Origin of the sequence: Pseudomonas parafulva, from assembly GCF_000800255.1 — a bacterium.
Taxonomy (GTDB): domain Bacteria; phylum Pseudomonadota; class Gammaproteobacteria; order Pseudomonadales; family Pseudomonadaceae; genus Aquipseudomonas; species Aquipseudomonas boreofloridensis.
On sequence record NZ_CP009747.1, the window covers coordinates 4,622,594 to 4,643,003 of the forward strand.

The window sequence follows — 20,410 nt, forward strand, 5'->3', positions numbered from 1 at the left end:
GCGGTCCAGGTGCAGCGTTGACTGGCATTCTGGGCGCTTGCACCGGTCAGCGTCCAATTCAGCTCGGTGGCGTGCTGCTGTCGGGTGTGTTCTCCAGCGGGATCATCTGCTGCTTGCCGTTCTTGGTGTCCATCAGGAACACCTCCACCTGGCGCACCGAGATCTTGATGTCGTGGGCCTTGAACTCGCGGTTGATGTAGCGGTTGATCTCGTCCAGCGTCGGGTTGCGGTCGCCCAGGTCGCGCACGTGCATGCGCAGTTCGTGGTCCAGCGAGCTCTCGCCGAATTGCAGGAAGTACACCAGCGGCTCAGGGTCCTTGAGCACCCGGGGATTTTCGTGGGCGCCCTTGAGCAGCAGGTCACGCACCAGGTCCAGGTCCGAGCCGTAGTCGATGCCCAGCTTCAGCGTCACTCGGGTCACCGTGTCGGTCAGCGACCAGTTGATCAACTGCCCGGTGATGAAGGTCTTGTTGGGGACGATGATGTCCTTGCGGTCGAAGTCGGTGATGGTGGTGGCACGGATGCGGATCTTGCTCACCGTGCCGGACAGGTTGCCGATGGTGATGGTGTCGCCGATCCGCACCGGGCGCTCGAACAGGATCATGATGCCGGAGATGAAGTTGGCGAAGATCTCCTGCATGCCGAAGCCCAGGCCCAGCGACAGGGCGGCGACCAGCCATTGCAGCTTGTCCCAGCTCACCCCGAGGGTGGCCAGGGTGCTGACGATGCCCACCCCGACGATGACGTACGACAGCAGCGTGGTGATGGCGTAGGCGCTGCCCTGGGCCAGGCTCAGGCGTGACAGCACCAGCACCTCCAGCAGGCCCGGCAGGTTGCTGGCCAGGGCGATGGTGATGCCGGCGATGACCAACGCGCCGAGCAGGTCGCCGAGGCTGATCGGCACCATGCTGGCGGTGGCGCCGGTGCCGCTGGTGTATTCGTACAGGGTGAAGTTGTTGAGGTAGGAGAACACCGAGATCAGGTCCGACCACACCCAGTACAGGCCGGCGATGAAGCCGCCTAGCAAGGCCAGGCGGATCAGGCGCAGCGACTGCTGGTTGACCTGCTCGATGTCCAGGGTCGGTTCTTCGACGATCACCTCGCCGTCCAGGCCTTCCTTGGCCGCCGCACGCTTGCTCAGCGCGCGTTGGTAGGCCAGGCGCCGCGCCGCCACCGACAGACCGCGCACGAACGCCGCCTCGATCACCAGCCAGAACAGCAGCAGGTACAGCGTGTAGATCAGGCGGTCGGTGAGTTTCAGCGCGGTGTAGTAGTAGCCGAAGCACACCGCGACGAACAGCGCGATGGGCAGGGCGGTGAAGGCCACGCCGACGGCCTTGCGGAACAACGAGGTGTTCTGGTGCGCCGGACTGCTCAACAGCAGGCGGCTGAGCAGCCAGGCCATCAGTCCATAGCAGGTCAGGACCACGCCGATGCCGAGCACGTCGTCGGCCAGCGCCGAGGGCTGGTGCTCAGCCACGGCCACCACGCCGACCAAGGCCAGCACCACGGTGCCGAGCCGGCGCACCCAGCCACGCAGGAACTCGACCTGCGGCTTGTGCCAGCGGAAATGCACTTCCGCCACGCCGCCGGGGGCGAGGATGCGGTAGGCGGTGTAGAACACCAGCCAGGCCTGGGCCAGTTGCCAGAGCGCGGCGCCGAGGTTGGCATTCTGCCCGCGCGCGTCGATCTGCAAGGCGTAGCTGCACAGCGCCAGGCCCAGGCTCAGCGGCATCGCAAGGAGGATGTTGATCAAGATCGCCTGGGGCGTGTGCCACTGGCTGTCGCGGCGGAAGTGGCCGATGTCCTGGTGCACCTTGCTCAGGCGCTGGTACAGGTACTTGCGTCGCCACAGCAGCGCGCCGATCACCAGCAGCAGCGGCAGGAACAACAGTGGCCTTTGCAGCAGGCCGTCGGCCAGTTCGTTGATACCCGAGCTCCACGGCAGGCTGGCAACCTGTTCAGCGAGACGCTCCGGCACGTAGCGCAGCCAGTCCCAGTCCAGCGGCTTGTTGCTGGGGATCCAGAACATCTGTTCATCGAGGGTGGTGCGCAGGTTTTGCGCGGTACTGAGCAACTGTTTCTGGTTGAGTTGCAGGGTGATCGATTCGTTGAGCAGCGCCGACAGCTCGCGGTTCAGCCGTTCGAGCAGGTCGCTGCGGGTGATGGCCACTTCCAACAGGGCTTTGCGCAGTTGCGGCGTGACGTCCTGCTCGGGCTGTTTGGACAGCAGGTCGTCGACGTAGCTGATCGGGCTGCTCATCTGCTCGCGCTGCTGGTTGACCTCGAACTGGTAGAGGCGGATATCAGCGATCTGGTCGGCCAGGTCGCGGTCCAGCTTCAGGTGCGGCAGGGCCTGCTTCTGCTTGTAGAGGATCTTGGACAGCAGCAGGCTGCCCTTGAGCACGTTGATCTGCTCGTCCAGGGCCTGGTCGGCCTGGGTCAGGGTATCGAGTTGCTGCTTGGCCTGCAGGTTCTGCTGGGTCAGTTCGTTGAGACGGTCGGTGCTGCGCAGCAGGTAGTCGGAGAGCTTGAGGTTGGCTGCGCTCTCGTTGGCCAGCAGGGTGCTGCCGCCGGCCTTCTGCGCCTCGATGGACTGCTGGGTGACGGTCTGCTGGGACTGCGCCAGGCGCTTTTCGTTGATCAGCGTCTGCAGGTCCTGAATCTCCTGCTCCAGGCGCGCGGTGCGCTCGATCAGCAGGTCATGGCGGGCGCTGCCCAGGTCTTGCAGCAGGCTGTTGCCGGCCAGCTCCTGGCGGCGCAGCAGGGTCAGGGCATTGAGCGAGGCCTGTTCGGCGATGAGCTGGTTGCGCTGGTCGGGGGACAGCGCCTTGCCGTTGTCCTTGCCCGACTTGAGCGCGTTGTTGATCTGCTGGACGCGAGTCTGGTTGTTGCTGATCTCGGCCTGGGCACGCTCGGGGCGGGTCTGCGAGTTGATGATCAGGCTGTTGGCTTCGGACAGCGCTTTTTGCAGGTCGCCCTGCTGGGTGCTGCGTTCGCTGAGCATCAATTCGAGCTGCGGCACGCTGAGGTTGGCGTAGCGCTGCGCCACCGGGGTGGGCTTGCTGGTCTTGAGCTTGGCCAGCTCGTGCTGGCTGTCACGGGTTTCCTGGGGCGCGCTGGCGAGCTGCTGCTTGAGTTCGGCGAGCTTGCGGTCGCTGTCGTCCTTGCTGGCGATCAGCGTCAGGGTTTGCTCCAGCACTTGCTGCAGCGCCTTCTGTTCGGCCTCCGGCAGCTTGCGCTCGGCGATCTTGTCGAGGCTGTTCTGAACGCCCGGAGCGGTGGGCATCTCGGCCGCCACGGCGGCGAACGACAGGGAGAGGCACAGCCCGAGCAGGGCTGTGCGGGCATATACGCGCAGGGACATAGGCAGACTACTAGCGAAAGGGCATGAATCGGAGTTTAGAGGAACAGACCGGGTCCGGGTCGGGTTCCTTCGGGGAATCTGACGCCCACTTTCTGGATCTTGTTCCCGTCCATGGTCGCCACCGTCCAGATCGTGCCCTGCCATTCCACCTGGTCGCCCACGATGGGCGCGCCGCCGACCTTCTGTCGGATGAACTGCGCCAGCGGGGTGGACGCCTCCAGGCCGTCGAGCGTGAGACCGTACAGTGCGGCCACCGCGCCCAGTTCGGCATCGCCTTCGAGCACGAAGTCGCCGAAGAAGCGCAGGTCCAGGCCGCGCTGGGGCGCCTGGCTGAACAGTTTGCCCAGGGCCGGCAGGTTGTGTTCATGGCCGATCACGCAGAGCATGTCGTCGACCTCCAGCACGGTACTGCCGGACGGGTGCAGCAACTGTTGGCCGCGGAACAACGCGGCGATGCGCGTGCCCTCGGGCATCCTCAGCTCGCGCAGGGGCGAGCCGATGCACCATTTTTCCGCGCCGAGGCGATAGACGAACAGCTCCCATTCGCTGGTGATGTGCACCTCCAGCGCCGAGCGGGAAATCGGCGCCGGGTCCGGCGGCACCGTGACCTTCAGCAGCTTGGCCATCCACGGCAGGCTGGTGCCCTGCACCAGCAGCGATACCAGCACGATGAAGAACGCCAGGTTGAAGAACAACTGCGCCTGCGGCAGGCCCGCCATCAGCGGGAACACCGCCAGGATGATCGGGACCGCGCCCCGCAGGCCGACCCAGGAAATGAAGCCTTTCTCGCGACCATGGAAGGCCTTGAACGGCAGCAGCGCAGCGACCACCGACAGCGGCCGGGCGACGAGAATCATCCACAGCGCCAGGCCCAGGGCGGGCAAGGCGATGGGCAGCAGGTCGTGCGGGGTGACCAGCAGGCCGAGCACCAGGAACATGCCGATCTGCGCCAGCCAGGCCATGCCGTCGAGCATGTGCAGGATGCCGTGGCGGCTGCGGATCGGCTTGTTGCCCAGCACCAGGCCGCACAGGTAGACGGCGAGGAAGCCGCTGCCATGCAGGGCGTTGGTCAGCGAGAACACCACCAGGCCGCCCGCCACCACCAGGATCGGGTACAGGCCACCGGCCAGGTTGATACGGTTGACCAGTTGCAGCATCAGCCAGCCGCCGCCCAGGCCCAGCAGGCCGCCGATGCCGAACTCGCGCAGCAGGTGGGTCAGCAGGCTCCAGTGCAGGCCGGTCTGGCCGCTGGCGATCATGTCGATGAGCGTCACGGTGAGGAACACCGCCATCGGGTCGTTGCTGCCGGACTCGATCTCCAGGGTGGCGGTCACCCGCTCGTTGAGGCCTTTGCCGCCGAGCAGCGAAAACACCGCGGCAGCGTCGGTGGAGCCAACGATGGCGCCGATCAGCAGGCCTTGGATCAAGCTCAGGTCGAACAGCCAGGCGGCGACCATGCCGGTCAGCGCGGTGGTGATGAGCACCCCGACCGTGGCCAGCGACAGCGCCGGCCACAAAGCCACGCGGAAGCTTGCCACCCGTGTGCGCAGGCCGCCGTCGAGCAGGATCACCGCCAGGGCCAGGTTGCCCACCAGGTAGGCGGTCGGGTAGTTGTTGAAGATGATGCCGCCGCCATCCACGCCGGCAACCATGCCGACCGCGAGGATGATGACCAGGATGGGAATGCCCAGGCGCGAAGACAGCGAGCTGACCAGGATGCTTGCGCCCACCAGCAGTGCGCCGATCAGGAACAGGCTGTTGATGGTACTGGCATCCAAAGGCAGGTACTCCGGGACTTCGCGGGGATGAAGACGTGGTAGTGCTGAATAGAACTAGCAGGTCGCGTGCCAATCGATTCTAACCTGATGAATTGGCGGCATGTAAAGCGTTTCTGCAGATGTACGAAAGGCACCGTCGAGGTGCCTTTCGTGGGTGCTGCGGTGTGGCGGCGGGTCTCATCGCGGGGCAAGCCCGCTCCCACAGGTTCCCTGTAGGGATCAGCAGCAGCGCCGTTTCAGAGCACTGCGCAGAACCTGTGTGGGCGCGCTTAGCCCTGCTTCACCTCGCGCATCGCCTTGCCCTTCACCGGAGCATCGCCGGCCACATAGTACTTGGCGGTGCTGCGCGGCAGCGGCTGGCGCTGGCGGATCTTGTCGGCGATTTTCTCGGCGATCATGATCGTGGTGGCATTGAGGTTACCGGTGATGATGATCGGCATGATCGAGGCGTCTACCACGCGCAGGCCTTGCATGCCGTGCACGCGGCCTTCGCCATCGACCACCGCCATGTCGTCGGTACCCATCTTGCACGAGCACGACGGGTGGAAAGCGGTCTCGGCGTGCTCGCGGATGAATTTGTCCAGTTCCTCGTCGGTCTGCACGTGCTCGCCCGGGCTGATCTCACGACCCCGATACGGATCCAGCGCCGGCTGGGCCATGATCTCGCGGGTCAGGCGGATGCCGTCGCGGAATTCCTGCCAGTCCTGCTCGGTGGCCATGTAGTTGAACAGGATGCTCGGATGCTGGCGCGGATCTTTCGACTTGGCCTGCACGCGGCCGCGGCTCGGCGAGCGCATCGAGCCCATGTGCGCTTGGAAGCCGTGCTCCTTCACGCCGTTGGAGCCGTTGTAATTGATGGCCACCGGCAGGAAGTGATACTGGATGTTCGGCCACTCGAACTCAGGACGGGTGCGGATGAAACCGCCGGCCTCGAACTGGTTGCTGGCGCCGATGCCAGTGCCGTTGAACAGCCACTCGGCACCGATGGCCGGCTGGTTCCACCACAGCAGCGACGGGTACAGCGACACCGGTTGGGTGCAGGCGTATTGCAGGTACAGTTCCAGGTGGTCCTGCAGGTTCTCGCCGACGCCCGGCAGTTCGTGGACCACGGGAATGTCGAGGCTGTCGAGCAGGGCGCGGGGGCCTACGCCGGAGCGCTGCAGCAGTTGCGGCGAGGCGATGGCGCCGGAGCTGACGATCACTTCCTTGCGTGCACGCGCTTGCACGCGCTCTTCGCTGTCGCCGACCAGGTAGGTCACGCCGACGGCGCGTTTGCCTTCGAACAGGATACGGTCGCTCAGGGCGTGGGTGACGATGGTCAGGTTGGGACGCTTCTTGGCCTGATCCAGGTAGCCACGGGCAGTGCTGGAGCGGCGGCCGTTCTTGGTCACCGAGCGGTCCATCGGGCCGAAGCCTTCCTGCTGGTAGCCGTTGAGGTCTTCGGTGCGCGGGTAACCGGCTTGCACGCCGGCTTCGACCATGGCGTGGAACAGCGGGTTGTTGCCGGCCTTGGGCGTGGCCACGCTGACCGGGCCTTCGCCGCCGTGGTAGTCGTTGGGGCCGATGTCACGGGTTTCGGCCTTGCGGAAGTAGGGCAGGCAGTCGAGGTAGGTCCAGTCTTCCAGGCCTGGCAGCTTCGCCCAGCCGTCGAAGTCCATGGCGTTGCCGCGGATGTAGCACATGCCGTTGATCAGCGACGAGCCACCGAGGCCCTTGCCGCGACCACATTCCATGCGGCGGCCATCCATGTGCGGCTCTGGATCGGTCTCGTAGGCCCAGTTGTAGCGCTTGCCCTGCAACGGGAAGGCCAGGGCGGCGGGCATCTGGGTACGGAAGTCGAAGCGATAGTCAGGGCCGCCCGCTTCGAGCAGCAGCACCGACACGCTGGCGTCTTCGGTCAGGCGGGTGGCCAGGGTGTTACCGGCCGAACCGGCACCGACGATGATGTAATCGTATTCCATGGGGGGCTTCCTCCGGAAGCAGTTGCAAGCTTCAAGCCTCGAGCTTCAAGAAGAAGCGTTCGCGCCAAGCTTGCGATTGATTGGGTCCTGCAAGATCGGTGAGGCGATACGCGCCTCACGTTCCCTGCAGCTTGCCGCTAAGGACTTACGGCTGCGCGTTGCCTGCAAGGGCCGGCGGCTATCGCCGACCGGCTCTTTCTTGCAGCTTGCAGCTAGCCGCTCGCGGCTGTCTGTCAGAAGACCGACGTGTAGCCGCCCAGTTCGACCTGGACCGACTTGATACGGGTGTACTGGGCCAGCGAGCTGACGCCGTTTTCGCGGCCAACGCCCGATTGCTTGTAGCCACCGACCGGCATTTCGGCCGGCGATTCGCCCCAGGCGTTGATCCAGCAGATGCCGGCTTCGAGCTGGTGGATGATGCGGTGGGCGCGGCTCAGGTCGTTGGTGCACACGCCGGCGGCCAGGCCGTACTCGGTGTCGTTGGCGCGGCGTACGGCTTCTTCCTCGGTCTCGTAGCTGAGGATGCTCATCACCGGGCCAAAGATCTCTTCCTTGACGATGGTCATGTCGTCGCGGCAGTCGGTGAACACGGTCGGTGCAACGAAGGCGCCCTTGGCGAAGGCGCCGTCGGTCAGGCGCTCACCGCCGCACAGCACACGGGCACCTTCTTCTTTGCCCTTGGCGATGTAGCCCAGCACGCTTTCCATGTGGGCGAAGCTCACCAGTGGACCGAAGTTGGTGTTGTCATCTTCCGGGTTGCCGACGCGGATGCGCGCGACGCGCTCGAGGATCTTGGCCTCGAAGGCGGCTTTGAGCGAAGCAGGAATGAACACGCGGGTGCCGTTGGTGCACACCTGACCCGAGCTGTAGAAGTTGGCCATCATGGCGATGTCGGCGGCCTTGTCCAGGTCGGCGTCGGCGCAGATGATCAGCGGCGACTTGCCGCCCAGCTCCATGGTCACTTCCTTGAGCGAGGAGCTCGAAGCGCTGGCCATGACCTTCTTGCCGGTGGTGGTGCCGCCGGTGAAGGAGACTTTCTCGATGCGTGGGTGCTCGGTGAGCCAGGTGCCCACTTCGCGGCCGCTGCCGGTCAGCACGTTGAATACGCCGTCCGGCAGGCCGGCTTCGGTGTAGATCTCGGCCAGTTTCAAGGTGGTCAGCGAGGTGACTTCCGACGGCTTGAAGATCATCGCGTTGCCGGCGGCCAGGGCTGGTGCGGATTTCCACAGGGCAATCTGGATCGGGTAGTTCCACGCGCCGATGCCAGCGGTCACGCCCAGCGGTTCGCGACGGGTGTAGACGAAGGACGATTCGCGCAGTGGGATCTGCTCGCCTTCGATGGCGGGCACCAGGCCAGCGTAGTATTCCAGCACGTCGGCGCCGGTGACGATGTCGACGTAGCGGGTTTCGGAGTACGACTTGCCGGTGTCCAGGGTTTCCAGCATGGCCAGCTCGTCGTTGCGCTCGCGCAGGATGTCGACGGCGCGGCGCAGGATGCGCGAACGCTGCATGGCGGTCATCGCGGCCCAGACTTTCTGGCCCCGCTCGGCGCTCTCGACGGCGCGCTCGACGTCAGCCTCGGTCGCACGCTGGACGTGGGCCAGCACTTCGCCGGTGGCCGGGTTGATGGCTTCGAAGGTGGCGTCGCTGGCAGCGTCGACATAACCGCCATCGATGTAGAGTTTTTGCGTTCCGAAACGGGCCATAGAATCCTCGCAAGTGCAGTGTGTGATTGGCTAGCCGCCTCGTGCGCCTGCCTTCAGGGCAGCGGTCGCGGGCGGTTGTGCAGCGGCCTGGGGAGCCAGGTTGTGCTGTTTAGCCAGTTGTAGATCCATGTATTCGTAGGCGATGCGTATCGCCTGTTCCGTGTCGAACGCATCGCCCGACAGCGCGCCGCGCAGCCACAGACCATCGATCAGGGCCGCCAGGCCGCGAGCTGCCTTGCGCGCATGGTAGAGCGGCAGGACGCGGCGAAACTGACAACACAGGTTGGAGTACAGGCGGTGGTCGTTGATCCGCTGCAACCTGTGCAAGGACGGTTGGTGCATGCTCGAGGCCCAGAACGCCAGCCAGGTCTTCATGGCCGGACCGTTCACCTGGCTGGCATCGAAGTTGCCCTCGATGATCGCCTGCAGGTGGGCTCGCGGAGAGTCTTCATGCAGCGCCTCGCGGCGTGCGCTGACCCCTTCGCTGAGCATCTTCATGACGTAACTCATGGTCGCTGCGATCAGGCCGTTCTTGTCCTGAAAGTAGTGACTGATGATGCCGTTGGACACGCCGGCCAAACGGGCAATCAGCGCAATGCTGGCATCTCCCAGTCCGACCTGATCGACCGCCTGTAACGTGGCTTCGATCAACTGCTGGCGGCGGATGGGTTGCATACCGACCTTGGGCATCGTGCTATCTCCTCAGGCCTGCGAGCGGACGAGACGCCTCCGACTCGGCGAGGGCCAGTCTATTTTGTTTTGATTGAACGTTCAATCAATAAAGAATAAGCTCTGCGACAATTTGTGCCATTGACAGCTTTTGAGGCTGCTCCAGCGACACGGATTGACACCCCAGGAAATCGTGAAACCCCCGTGATACAGGGCGTTTGCGGGTAGGAATGGTGCAGCGACAGATCCCGCCGGGCGGTCATCGACCGTGCGGCAGACCTTTGGAGCGGGTCCGGCGAACTGCGACAGATGCGCGCATCCCACGCGGATGATCGTGCTGAAATCCGGCCAGCCACTCTGTTTTTTTGCAGCGATTCGGTTCGGGTTCACGGTTTCCAAGGTGCTTTTATAACACCTGACGCAGTGGGGGGATTCCACCAATTGCTCGGGACAAGACTGAAATTAGCCTCCACCGCCGCACTGCCCGGAGCATTCGTGCAATGAGTTCTGCCTCCCTGACAAAGCCCCCCGCCGAGAGGGTTCGGGTCAACCGCGTGGTGTTCTACACCTCTGCGCTGCTGATCCTCGCGTTGACTGCCTTGCTTATCGCTGTACCCGAAACCGCCGGTCAGGTGCTGAGCGTCGCTCAGCAATGGCTGACACGCAGCTTCGGCTGGTACTACATGCTGGTGATCTGCGGTTACCTGCTGTTCGTCATCTACCTGGCCTTCTCCGACTACGGCAAGCTCAAGCTGGGCGGCAAGGACGACCAGCCCGACTTCAGCTATGGCGCCTGGGCCGGCATGCTGTTTTCCTCCGGCATCGGCATCTCGCTGCTGTACTTCGGCGCGTCCGAGCCGCTGGACCACTACTTCAACCCGCCCGAAGGCACGCCCGCCAGCCTGGAAGCGGCGCGTCAGGGCCTGCAACTGACCTTCCTGCACTGGGGCCTGCATGGCTGGGCGATCTACGCCCTGGTCGGCCTGGCCGTGGGTTACTTCGCCTATCGCCACAACCAGCCGCTGGCGCTGCGCTCGGCGCTGTACCCGCTGGTGGGTGAACGCTGGGTCAAGGGTGCGGCGGGCAACGCCGTGGACATCTTCGGCATGTTCGTCACCCTGCTGGGCCTGGTGACCAACCTGGGCATCGGCTCGATGCAGGTGGCCTCGGGCCTCGAATACCTGTTCGGCATGGACCACAGCAAGACCAACCTGCTGGTGGTGATCCTGGTGATGGCCGGTGTTGCCACCGTGGCCGCGGTGTCGGGTGTGGAAAACGGCATTCGCCGCCTGTCCAACCTCAACATCGTGCTGTTCAGCGGTCTGCTGATCTTCGTACTGCTCGGCGGTGAGACCCTGCACCTGCTCAACGGCTTCGTGCAGAACATCGGCGACTACCTCAATGGCCTGGTGCTCAAGACCTTCGACCTCTATGTCTACGAAGGCGAGGCCGGCAAGTCCGAGCGCTGGCTGGGCCTGTGGACCGTGTTCTACTGGGCCTGGTGGATCTCCTGGGGTCCGTTCGTCGGCATGTTCATCGCGCGGATTTCCAAGGGGCGCACCGTGCGCCAGTTGGTCAGCGGCGTGCTGCTGATCCCACTGGGCTTCACCCTGGCGTGGCTGTCGATCTTCGGCAATACCGCGCTGGACCTGGTGATGAACCACGGCGCCGTGGAACTGGGCAAGACCGCCCTGGAGCAGCCGTCGATGTCGATCTACCAACTGCTGGAATACTTCCCGGCAGCCAAGATCGTCATCGGTGTCGCCGTGTTCGTCGGCTTCGTGCTGTTCCTCACCCCCGCCGACTCGGGCGCGGTGATGATGGCCAACCTTTCCTGCACCGGCGGCCAGGTGGACGAGGACGCGCCGCACTGGATGGTGGTGTTCTGGTCGGTGATCATCACCCTGGTGACCATCGGTCTGTTGTTCGCTGGCAACTTCGAGGCCATGCAGACCATGGTGGTGCTGGCCGGTCTGCCGTTCTCGGTGGTGCTGGTGCTGTTCATGTTCGGCTTGTACAAGGCCATGAAGCAGGACGTGGCGATCGAGCAGGAGCGCGCCGAGTTGGCGGCCCGTGGCCGTCGCGGCTTCAGCGAGCGTCTGACCCAGCTCGAACTGCAGCCGACCCAGGCTGTGGTGCAGCGCTTCATGGACCGCCAGGTCAGCCCGGCGCTCAAGGAGGCGGCTGAGCAGCTCCGCGCCCTGGGCTTCCAGGTCGAGACCCGCGTCGGTCAGTCGCGCAACATGATGGGCGTGCGGGTGATGATGGAAGAGGGCAACCCGTTCGTCTACGAAGTGAGCCTGGACGGCTATCTGGCTGCACCGAACGAGGCGTCGCCCGAGGGCGAGGCAGAAGTGCGCCAGCGCTTCTACCGTGCCGAGGTCTATCTGCATGACGGCAGCCAGGAATACGACCTGATGGGCTTCACGTCCGAGCAGATCGTGCGCGACGTGCTGGATCAGTTCGAAAGCCACCGCCAGGTGCTGGGCCGCGTCTACAGCTGAGCCGTCATGGCGCAGGCAGTAGATGGTCGGTGCGTACCGCCGAATGACTGCCGTTGATGTCCTCGCCTCGGGTGCAGAGTTTCAACGGCAGTTGCTGGGGCTTGAAGGCATACACCTCGTGGCGCGCCCGTCGGTAGCCCGACGGGTTCTCGCAATCGGTCGACTGCGGCGGGCCGCGCTTGACGAAGTAGCGCACCAGATCCGGCGGGTGGCGGGTCCAGGTCACCTCCAGGCTGGCGTCCTCCAGGCGTCGGATCGACACGTCCGGGTCAGGTACTGGCGCAGCCGGAAGCAGATTGACCGGCAGGCTCAGACTGTTGGCCATCAAGCCTGGCGAGGGTCGCTGATCGGCGCCCTCGACGCCGATCAAGCACAGGAAGTACCAGCCCGGCGTCGTGCCAATCGGTGTGTCGATGCGGTTCTGCGCGGCCTCGATCGTGCCGCTGTAGTGCAGCGGATCCTCGCAGGCCTTCGGATCCTGCACGGTCTTGTAGCGATAGCGCGGCGTGTCCAGGGCGAAGGTCATGCCCCACGTCGGCGCCTCGATCTGCCCGTTGGCATCCAGCGCCAGCTTGCGCATGAATGCGATGCGCTCCTGGATCTCGATGTGCACAGCGGGCAGCAAGGTGCAGTCGGGGTTTTCCAGGTCTGCACGCCCCTGTCGCCAGCAGCCTGACAAGCGTTGCACCGGCATGGCGTAATTGAGCGCCTGTCCGGTCAACGCTTCGGCATGATCGAACGCGCACGGGCTGTTGCGCTCGCAGCGCGTCGAATCGGCGACCCCGACACTGTTGATGACGGCGATCAAGCGTTGCCCGTCCTCGCTGATCACCGGGCTGCCCGAGGCGCCCTCGGCGATGCCCGCGCAGTCGTTGCGCTCGATGTCGCGCCAGACCCAGGGGTATTCGATGGCATGGCTGGCACGCTGTTGCGTGCAGCGCATCAGGCGCAGGCCCTCATCAGGCACACTGGGCTCGCCAATCACCATCACCGGCGTGGCCGTATCCGGTCGCTCGCCCAGCCGTAGGGGCTCGATACCCTGGGCCATGACGTCCTGCAAGCTGGCATCAAGCTCGAGCAACGCCAGGTCGGTGCCCTGCATGCTGCTCCACACCCGCTGCTTGAGCGCGAAGGTGACGCGCTGCTCGGACGTGTCGATGAAATAGTTGAAGGCCACCGAGCCCTCGGCCGGCACGTCATGGGCGACCACGCCGTTGCGTGGATCCAGGCAATGGGCGGCGCTGACCACGTAGGCAGGCCCGGACGACTGGCCTGAGGGCTCGCGGGTGTCGAGCAAGGTGGCGATGCATTGATGCGTGCCGTGCTGGGTGCTCAGGCGGCCGATACCGTTCCACTGCACGCTCTGCAACTGGGCATTGAGCAGCGGCACTGGATCGGCGGCGACCACGACGTCGGCGCGAAACGCCAGCAGAAGCCAGGTAGCAGATGCGGATAGGGCGGAGCGTGACGGCATGGCGAATTCCTCTGGACGGTTGCCATGAGGTTGCCGCCGTGGCGCAGACCATCCGCGTTACATAGTGCTGACGATCGAATGCCAGCGATAAGTACGGCCAGTCGGGGTGGGCACCGAGCTAGGGTCGGGGTCCGTTCCCAGCGAGACGTCGTCATGACCGATACCGTCGCTTCATCGCCCGACTTTTGCCTGCTCGTGCGCGCCCAGTTCGCCAGCCGTCCCACGCTGCGACAGGTGCTCAGCCGCCAACTCCTGCTAGCGCTGGTCGAGCAGTACCCGCTAGTCGCCCGCCGGCGCCCCGAACTGGTCGACGCCGACAGGCTCAGCGTGGCCACTCCCAGCCCGGATGACAAGCAGGTCACTTTGCGCCCGCTGGTCGATGTGGTGCTGCAGGCCTACCTCAACGGTGTACTGCTGGATTTCCCCATCGTGGGAATCACCGAGCCTTATCTGATGCTTGATCGCAAACGCTTGTTCGCCATCGAAGATCCGTTTGAAACGGCTGATGGCGATCAGATCGACTTGCAGCGCCTGATCGAGCCATTCAACGATGTGCTGTTGCTGACCGCGGCCTATTTCCGTCAAGCGCAGGTCGATTATTGGCGCGCGCAGGGCAGCATGGGCGCTAGCCGAGACCGCTGCCTGCAGCAAACGATTCGCGCGGCGCTGCTGTACAACCTGCCGCTCAACGGCCTCGATGCGCGCCAGCAGGCGTGCATTCATGGCCTGCTCAAGGGCGGACGTGAGCAGCCGACGGTGTTCATGGTGCAGATCGATCTGCTGCACGACGCCCGCACGAGCAGCACGTTTCTCAGCGATCTGTTCGTGCAGGGGCAGTGGGACGAGGCTGAGGTGGTCCTGTGGTGTCGCCCGTCCGGCGTGATCTGGGCGTTCGACGGCCTCGATGCGCTGACCGATGCCTTGGCCGACGAGTACGCGCCCTCCGCCGAAGGAGTGGGCCTGACCTGGCATCGCCACGTGCTTGAGGGCGACCCCTTCGCACAACTGACGGCGTTGTTGCAGGAGCGCATGCTCGAACAGGTGCAGGCCCTCGACCGTCTGTCACTGCGCAGCGTGGCTGAACTGGAGCAGGCGTATCTGGCGCTCACCGACCCGTCACGCTGGTTTCTCGAAGGCTACATCACCCAGGCACAGATCAAAGGCGTGCCACCGTCGGGCGTGTTCCGGCTCAGTCCAACGAACAGCTTCGCCTGCCAATCGGCGCTGTACGAACTGGCGCTGGCCCAGGCCGAGTCCGGTGGCGCTGGGGCCTTGGGCGAGGTGCTGGACCTGCACAGTTACGCCAGCCAGCAACTGCGCCAGCAACTGCTGGCCGATCACCCGATCGATGCCAATTACTGGCCAGACGACCTGATGCTCGAGCTCACCACCGCCTGGGGCGTGCCAGGCGGGGCGGGTGCCGGCACGGGCGACGGGACGCTGGAACGGCGCAGTGTCAGCCTGACCCAGTTCGCCATCGCCAATCTTGCGTCGCTGCAAGGCGCATCCATCACTGCCATCCGACACCGCGATGGCCAGTTGATCATGGCGTGGATGAACGCCGACTACGTCAAGGCGTTGGTGGAGCGGGTGGACATCGGCGGCAGCTATCCACTGTACGTCGCAGCGCAACTGGACGAGCCGAGCGGCTACTCGATGCGCGTACAGCAGTTCGCTCGACAGTGGCGCAGCGCACTGCTGTTCAGCGCCCTTCGCGCGCGGTTGCACGGACGGATCTGCGAACCCAGTCTGCAAGCGGTCAGCGACTACTGCGCAGGACGCATCGATGTCAATCTGCCGGCGAGCATGCTGATGCCATTGGCCCTGCGCCGTGCGCCCGACAGCCCGGCATACGATGTGGTGCAGGGCATGTATGTGCTGTTCAACGCGGCGCTGAACAACGTCATCCTCTATCGGCCGTTGTACGGCAAGGCCGCCGTGCTCGAGTTCGCGAGTATCGACGCCATGATGCAGGCCGTGCGCGAAGACAAGGACTTGCAAGCCAGCCTGCTCGACTGGTTGCCGCCGCAGGCGCGCCCGGTCTACGACCACGGCGGATTCACCGAACCGCACCTGGGAACGCCGATCGTCGACACCTCGATTCTGCCCGCGCCCGTGGCACCGGTGCAGTTCTGGCCGCGCTACTGGCGCAGAGAGGTGGACCTGCAGCTCTACCAGGCCAACCGCGATCTGCTGGTGACCCTGGCGGACCGCGATTCGGTGTCCAACGCCGAGAGCCGCTGGGCGCTGCTGGTCCAGGGCGCATGGCTGCTGTTCGATGTTGCCAGCCTATTGGTGCGCGGCCCGGTGGCGACGGTGCTGTGGCTGGTGCAGATGTTCGATGCCGCCAGTGCCGATGTGCGAGCGGTGCGCGAGGGCAGCGCGTTCGAGCGCTCGGCGGCCTTGGTCGACATGCTGTTGAACTTGGTCATGGTGATAGGGCACGCCTATGCGCCTGCAGTGTCGCGAGTGCCGGCCAGGCTACCAGATGCAGCCCAGATGCGCGGTCTTGCAGCCGGTGCGGCGCTGCCGATCACCGAGCGCCCCCCCGCGCCTGCGCAGGGCAAGGTGTTCATGGCCGGCGCGCTCGCCAAGCCGCAGGCACTGCTGGACTTCTCCTTCAGTGGCGGTAGCGGATTCAACCTGCTGCCACCGGAACGACTTCGCCAGTTGGAGGCCATGCGCAGCGAGCGTGCGCTGGACGGACTGACCCCACTCGCACAGGGCGCTGCCGCCGGCCTGTACCTCATCGAGGATCAACATTACGTCGGGCTGCGTGGCGATGCCTATCGCGTCACGCTGGGCGAAGAAGGTGTGCGCATCGTCGACGCGCAAGGCAATCCTGGGCCCTGGGTAGAGCGCTATGGTGCCGGCTGGCGAATCGACGTCGGGCAACGACTGCGTGGCGGTATGCCGAAAAGCCGCATTGCCCGCAAGCGCGAGGAGAACATCGCCGCAGAAGCACGGATAAGGGAGCAGGACGTGCAGCTGACCGGTCAGCGCAACAGCCTGGGACAGGCTTTTGGCAAACACCTGGATGAGGTGGAAAAGACCACGGCGAAGATCGACGAGTTGCGGGCGCTGGAGTCTCTGGACGAGCGGCAGCGCGAGTTGCTTGACCTGCATCTGCAGGTGCGCCGGGCACAACGCAACGTGTTGGCGAAAGACCTGAAGGCTCTGATCGAGCATGACCTGGAGCACGAGGCGCTGCTGGCCAGTACCGGTTCGGTGAAGCTGTCCAGTCAGATCGTGGCTGACGCGTTGCTGACGCAACGCAGCGCCTTGCGCCAGGGCCTGATCGCCGCCTGCGAGCATCGCTACAACCTGCTGGCGACGCTTATCAACGATGAGGAGATCGACGCTCAACGTCGGGCGATCGCGATCCTGCCCGAGACCGACGAGGAAAAGCAGCAGTATCTGCGCCTGGTTGCGTCGCTGGAGCGCGTCGAGCAGTTGGGCATCGAACTGGTCGCGCACGCGGGGCGTTTCGACGCGCTTCTGGAAAGCACGCTCAAGGACGACGGTATCGTCTTTCGCGACGATGACGACCAGCCTGTCAACAAGCACCATGAACTGGACAAGGTGATCGAGCAGCGGCGGCACAACGCCGTCGATGTGGAGTTTCGTTTGCTCGAAGACCTTGGCGAGCTGTGCCTGGACCGCCTCAAGGGCTCTACCGAGGAGGAGGTCGCGGACCATGACGAATTGTTGGTCAGCGACGCCTTGCGCAGCGCCGGTAGCGCACATGGCGAACTGGCGGCCAGCGATCTGTCCGAGGAGGAGCGCGTGGCGGTGCTCAACGATGTGATCGAGGCCTACGAGGAAACCATCGGCAGCGCCGAGTATCTGACCAGCACCCAGCCGGCGCTGATTCGCCAGGACAAGCTGCAGTCTTTTCTCAACGTTGCGCGGCGGCTCAAAGCGCGGGCCACTGAACAGATGAGCGCCAGTGTCCGCGAAATCGAACTGAGCGAGCCGGTGCCCCAGCGCACCCCGGTGTATGCGCCGCGCGGCGGTATTCGTCGGGTGGTCAGAACCCAGCGCGGGCGCAATGTGGTGGGTGTGGAGGCCACGGGGGAGGACGGCGAAGCCGTCGTGCAGCAGAGGGACAGTCATGACAATGTGCTCAGAACGTTCCGTCGCCAAGCCAGTCAGTGGCGCGAAGTGGCGGATGAGCTCAAAGAACGGCCTGCCGTCGGGCCTGCACCGCAGCCGGAGGTTCTGCGCACTCAGGTGCAGGCGCTGATTGCCGGCGTGAACCCAACCATCAACATGGCCAAGCGGTTCTTCGGTCACGATGAACCCCTGGGGCTGTCGACGGTGATCGACCTGCATGTGAAGGATCTTCAGCACAGGCTGGCGCAGTTGCCACGCAGTGGCCAGGACGGTGACTTGATCGAGAGGGCCCAGTCAGCCATCCAAGAGCTGGAGGACAGCAAGCGCGATCTGCTGGTCACCCTTTATCTGACCACACGCACGCCGACACTCAATGCCTTGAAGTACCTGCATTCCATTGGTGAGCTCATCATCGAGCGGCGTGATCGACGTTTATCGCTGTCCGATGGTGATTACTTGGACACTTATGAAATCCGGCGGGTGACGGGCAGGAAACTGTGGGAAGCCCATTTCCATTACCCCGCCGAGGAGACCGCCGACCGCGAGTTCCTCCGGGGTCATCTCAAGCTCTGGGAGCAGCGCAAGCTGGGCGCACAAGCGCAGTTGCGTGCGGCAAAGCGCAACCAGGTGCTCAAGGTGTATCGCGGGCAACTGCGCAAGGGCGACGTCGAGGGCATCATTCCCTTCGAGTGAGCACACTCAGCGGTTGCTGTATCGGCCGTGCCGACCATGTGCCGGCATGGCCTGATTGCTGCGCTCGGCGATCATCTGACGCAGCTCGATCAACGCGATGCCCTGGCTGGCCAGCCGGGGCATTTCCCGCTCCAGCACCTGCAAGGTTTGCGGGTACGGATGGCCGATCAGTACCGCCGAGCCTTGCTTGCGCGCCAGCTCGACGCCTTGGCGCAGTTGGGCCGCGATGGCTTCCGGAGTGCGCACATCGTCGAGAAACACATCTCGCGAAACGTGGGCCAGCCCCGTTTCCTGAGCCTTGGCCGCCGCCACCGTGGCGGCGCTGGTGCGGCTGTCGACGAAGAACAGCTCACGACGCTGCAGCTCACCCATCAGCCAAGCCATGGCCTCGGGTTGCGCAGTCATGCGACTGCCCATGTGGTTGTTGACGCCTGCGGCGAACGGCACTTTGATCAGCGCCGCATCCAGGCGCCGCGCCAGTTCCTCGATGGGCAGGCCGGGGTGCCAGGCATAAGGCCCGGTGGCCGGGTCCATGGGCATGTGCAGGATCACCGTGCGCCCGGCCTTGTGGGCCTGGCGGGCGAAGTCGCTGGCGTGCGGGGTATCGGGCATGACCGCCAGGGTGACCGGTCCGGGCAGGGCGAGGGTGCGGCTGTCGCGTTCGCTGTTCTGTCCCAGGTCGTCGATGATGATGCTCATGAACGCCTTGACCGGCGCCGCGTGGGCGGTGCCGGCCAGTGCGCAGGCCAGTGTCAGCAGCAGGGCGCGGATGACGGGCATCAGTCGCCCTTGGTGATGTTCAGGCCCTTGAGCAGGCTCAGGGCCTGGCTGAGCTGGAAGTCATTGTCCTGTGGGCGCTCGGTGCGCTTGCTGCTGCCGGTCGGGCGGTCGGCGCCGCCGTTGCCGTTGCCCAGGTGGCCCTGCAGGTCGGCTTCCTTGAAGTTGTCGGTGTCGGCTTCGGCGGTGAGCTTGGCCTGGCGCACCTCGATGTCCGGAACGATGCCCTGGGCCTGGATGGAGCGGCCGTTGGGGGTGAAGTACAACGCCGTGGTGAGCTTCAGTGCGCGGTCGTTGGTCAATGGCAGCACGGTTTGCACCGAGCCTTTGCCGAAGCTGTCGGTGCCCATCAGCACGCCGCGCTTCTGGTCCTGCAGGGCGCCGGCGACGATCTCCGACGCCGAGGCGCTGCCGCCGTTGATCAGCACCACCAGCGGCACGCCCTCGCTGGCGTCGGCCGGGTCGGCGCTGAAACGCAGCTCGGAGTTGGCGATACGGCCCTTGGTGTAGACGATCAGCCCTTTGGTGAGGAAGTGGTCGGCCACTTCCACGGCCGACTGCAGCACGCCACCTGGGTTGTTACGCAGGTCCAGGACCAGGCCGCGCAGCTTCTTGCCGTTGTCCTTGCGCAGCTTGGCCAGTGCCTTGCCGACTTCCTCGCCGGTCTTGACCTGGAACTGGGTGATGCGGATGTAGCCATACCCGCTTTCCAGCAACTGACTCTTCACGCTCTTGACCTGGATGACCGCACGGGCCAGCGTCACGTCGAACGGTGTGCCACCGTCGCGCACCAGGGTCAGGGTGATCTTCTGGCCGATCTTGCCGCGCATCTTGTCGACCGCTTCGGTCATGGTCTGGCCACGGGTGGGCGCGCCGTTGATCTTGACGATCAGGTCGCCCGCTTCGATGCCGGCGCGCGATGCCGGGGTGTCGTCGATGGGCGAGACCACCTTGATGAAGCCGTCTTCCTGGCCCACTTCGATGCCCAGGCCGCCGAATTCGCCGCTGGTGCTTTCCTGCAGTTCCTGGAAGTCTTCCGGGCCGAGGTAGGCCGAGTGTGGGTCGAGGTTGCTGAGCATGCCCTTGATGGCGTTCTCCAGCAGGGTCTTGTCGTCCACCGGCTCGACGTAGGCGGCCTTGATCCGGTCCATGACCTCGGCGAAGGTGCGCAGCTCGTCCAGCGGCAGCGGCGCCTTGGCCGTCACCTCGGTGGCCGGCATGGCCGCAGGCTTGGCAGCCTTGGCCGGCTCGGCGGCGGTGGCCAGGGGCGCGCCGACGACCAGAGCGATGCTCAGGGCCAGCTGGGTGAGGCGAGACGAGTGCAGCATGTCGAACGAACTCCTGATCCTGTAGGTGCCCCTGACG

The 20,410-nt window shown here is 64.8% G+C and carries 10 protein-coding genes and 1 pseudogene; 3 read left to right on the forward strand and 8 right to left on the reverse strand.

What is annotated here, in order from left to right; all coding sequences use genetic code 11:
- Positions 1-58 precede the first annotated feature (58 nt).
- The 5 genes from mscK to betI all read right to left on the reverse strand — a co-directional run bounded on the left by mscK (position 59) and on the right by betI (position 9,502).
- Positions 59-3,367: a mechanosensitive channel MscK gene (gene mscK, locus NJ69_RS20240; protein ID WP_039582596.1), complete on the reverse strand. Its 3,309-nt coding sequence runs from the start codon at positions 3,365-3,367 to the stop codon at positions 59-61.
- A 35-nt stretch (positions 3,368-3,402) separates the two neighbouring features.
- Positions 3,403-5,145: a potassium/proton antiporter gene (locus tag NJ69_RS20245; protein WP_039582597.1), complete on the reverse strand. Its 1,743-nt coding sequence runs from the start codon at positions 5,143-5,145 to the stop codon at positions 3,403-3,405.
- 269 nt (positions 5,146-5,414) lie between these two features.
- The gene (betA, locus tag NJ69_RS20250) at positions 5,415-7,106 is read right to left on the reverse strand and encodes a choline dehydrogenase (RefSeq protein ID WP_029613849.1); all 1,692 of its coding nucleotides are present in this window, start codon (positions 7,104-7,106) and stop codon (positions 5,415-5,417) included.
- A gap of 233 nt (positions 7,107-7,339) precedes the next feature.
- Complete coding sequence (betB, locus tag NJ69_RS20255; RefSeq protein WP_029613848.1) at positions 7,340-8,812, reverse strand: betaine-aldehyde dehydrogenase; 1,473 nt, start codon at positions 8,810-8,812, stop codon at positions 7,340-7,342.
- A gap of 30 nt (positions 8,813-8,842) precedes the next feature.
- The gene (gene betI, locus NJ69_RS20260) at positions 8,843-9,502 is read right to left on the reverse strand and encodes a transcriptional regulator BetI (protein ID WP_039582598.1); all 660 of its coding nucleotides are present in this window, start codon (positions 9,500-9,502) and stop codon (positions 8,843-8,845) included.
- Between the two features lie 536 nt (positions 9,503-10,038).
- Between betI and NJ69_RS20265 the strand changes: the two are divergent.
- Both NJ69_RS20265 and NJ69_RS23285 read left to right on the forward strand, forming a co-directional pair.
- Positions 10,039-11,582, forward strand: a pseudogene (locus NJ69_RS20265) (BCCT family transporter); the annotation flags it as partial.
- A 46-nt stretch (positions 11,583-11,628) separates the two neighbouring features.
- A complete protein-coding gene (locus NJ69_RS23285; RefSeq protein WP_304484843.1) occupies positions 11,629-11,985 on the forward strand; it encodes a hypothetical protein in 357 nt (118 codons plus the stop codon).
- A 4-nt stretch (positions 11,986-11,989) separates the two neighbouring features.
- Here the strand turns inward: NJ69_RS23285 and NJ69_RS20270 are convergent, their stop codons facing one another.
- The gene (locus NJ69_RS20270) at positions 11,990-13,459 is read right to left on the reverse strand and encodes a trypsin-like serine peptidase (protein ID WP_039582602.1); all 1,470 of its coding nucleotides are present in this window, start codon (positions 13,457-13,459) and stop codon (positions 11,990-11,992) included.
- 153 nt (positions 13,460-13,612) lie between these two features.
- Between NJ69_RS20270 and NJ69_RS20275 the strand changes: the two genes are divergently transcribed.
- On the forward strand, positions 13,613-18,268 hold the full coding sequence (locus NJ69_RS20275; protein WP_039582603.1) for a dermonecrotic toxin domain-containing protein: 4,656 nt from the start codon (positions 13,613-13,615) through the stop codon (positions 18,266-18,268).
- Between the two features lie 6 nt (positions 18,269-18,274).
- On the opposite strand, the gene NJ69_RS20280 is transcribed toward NJ69_RS20275, so the two are convergent.
- Together NJ69_RS20280 and NJ69_RS20285 are read right to left on the reverse strand one after the other, a co-directional pair.
- On the reverse strand, positions 18,275-19,039 hold the full coding sequence (locus NJ69_RS20280) for a divergent polysaccharide deacetylase family protein (RefSeq protein ID WP_039583329.1): 765 nt from the start codon (positions 19,037-19,039) through the stop codon (positions 18,275-18,277).
- Positions 19,040-19,047: 8 nt separating this feature from the next.
- Positions 19,048-20,373 carry a S41 family peptidase gene (locus tag NJ69_RS20285; protein WP_039582604.1) on the reverse strand — a complete coding sequence of 442 codons (1,326 nt, stop codon included), beginning with the start codon at positions 20,371-20,373 and terminating at the stop codon, positions 19,048-19,050.
- Positions 20,374-20,410 lie beyond the last annotated feature (37 nt).

What these genes read in the sequence shown, in the direction of transcription:
- mscK (WP_039582596.1), bottom strand. Translation starts at nt 3,367, where the DNA reads ATGTCCCTGCGCGTATATGCCCGCACAGCCCTGCTCGGGCTGTGCCTC.
- betA (WP_029613849.1), bottom strand. Translation starts at nt 7,106, where the DNA reads ATGGAATACGATTACATCATCGTCGGTGCCGGTTCGGCCGGTAACACC.
- betB (WP_029613848.1), bottom strand. Translation starts at nt 8,812, where the DNA reads ATGGCCCGTTTCGGAACGCAAAAACTCTACATCGATGGCGGTTATGTC.
- betI (WP_039582598.1), bottom strand. Translation starts at nt 9,502, where the DNA reads ATGCCCAAGGTCGGTATGCAACCCATCCGCCGCCAGCAGTTGATCGAA.
- NJ69_RS23285 (WP_304484843.1), top strand. Translation starts at nt 11,629, where the DNA reads ATGGACCGCCAGGTCAGCCCGGCGCTCAAGGAGGCGGCTGAGCAGCTC.
- NJ69_RS20270 (WP_039582602.1), bottom strand. Translation starts at nt 13,459, where the DNA reads ATGCCGTCACGCTCCGCCCTATCCGCATCTGCTACCTGGCTTCTGCTG.
- NJ69_RS20275 (WP_039582603.1), top strand. Translation starts at nt 13,613, where the DNA reads ATGACCGATACCGTCGCTTCATCGCCCGACTTTTGCCTGCTCGTGCGC.
- NJ69_RS20285 (WP_039582604.1), bottom strand. Translation starts at nt 20,373, where the DNA reads ATGCTGCACTCGTCTCGCCTCACCCAGCTGGCCCTGAGCATCGCTCTG.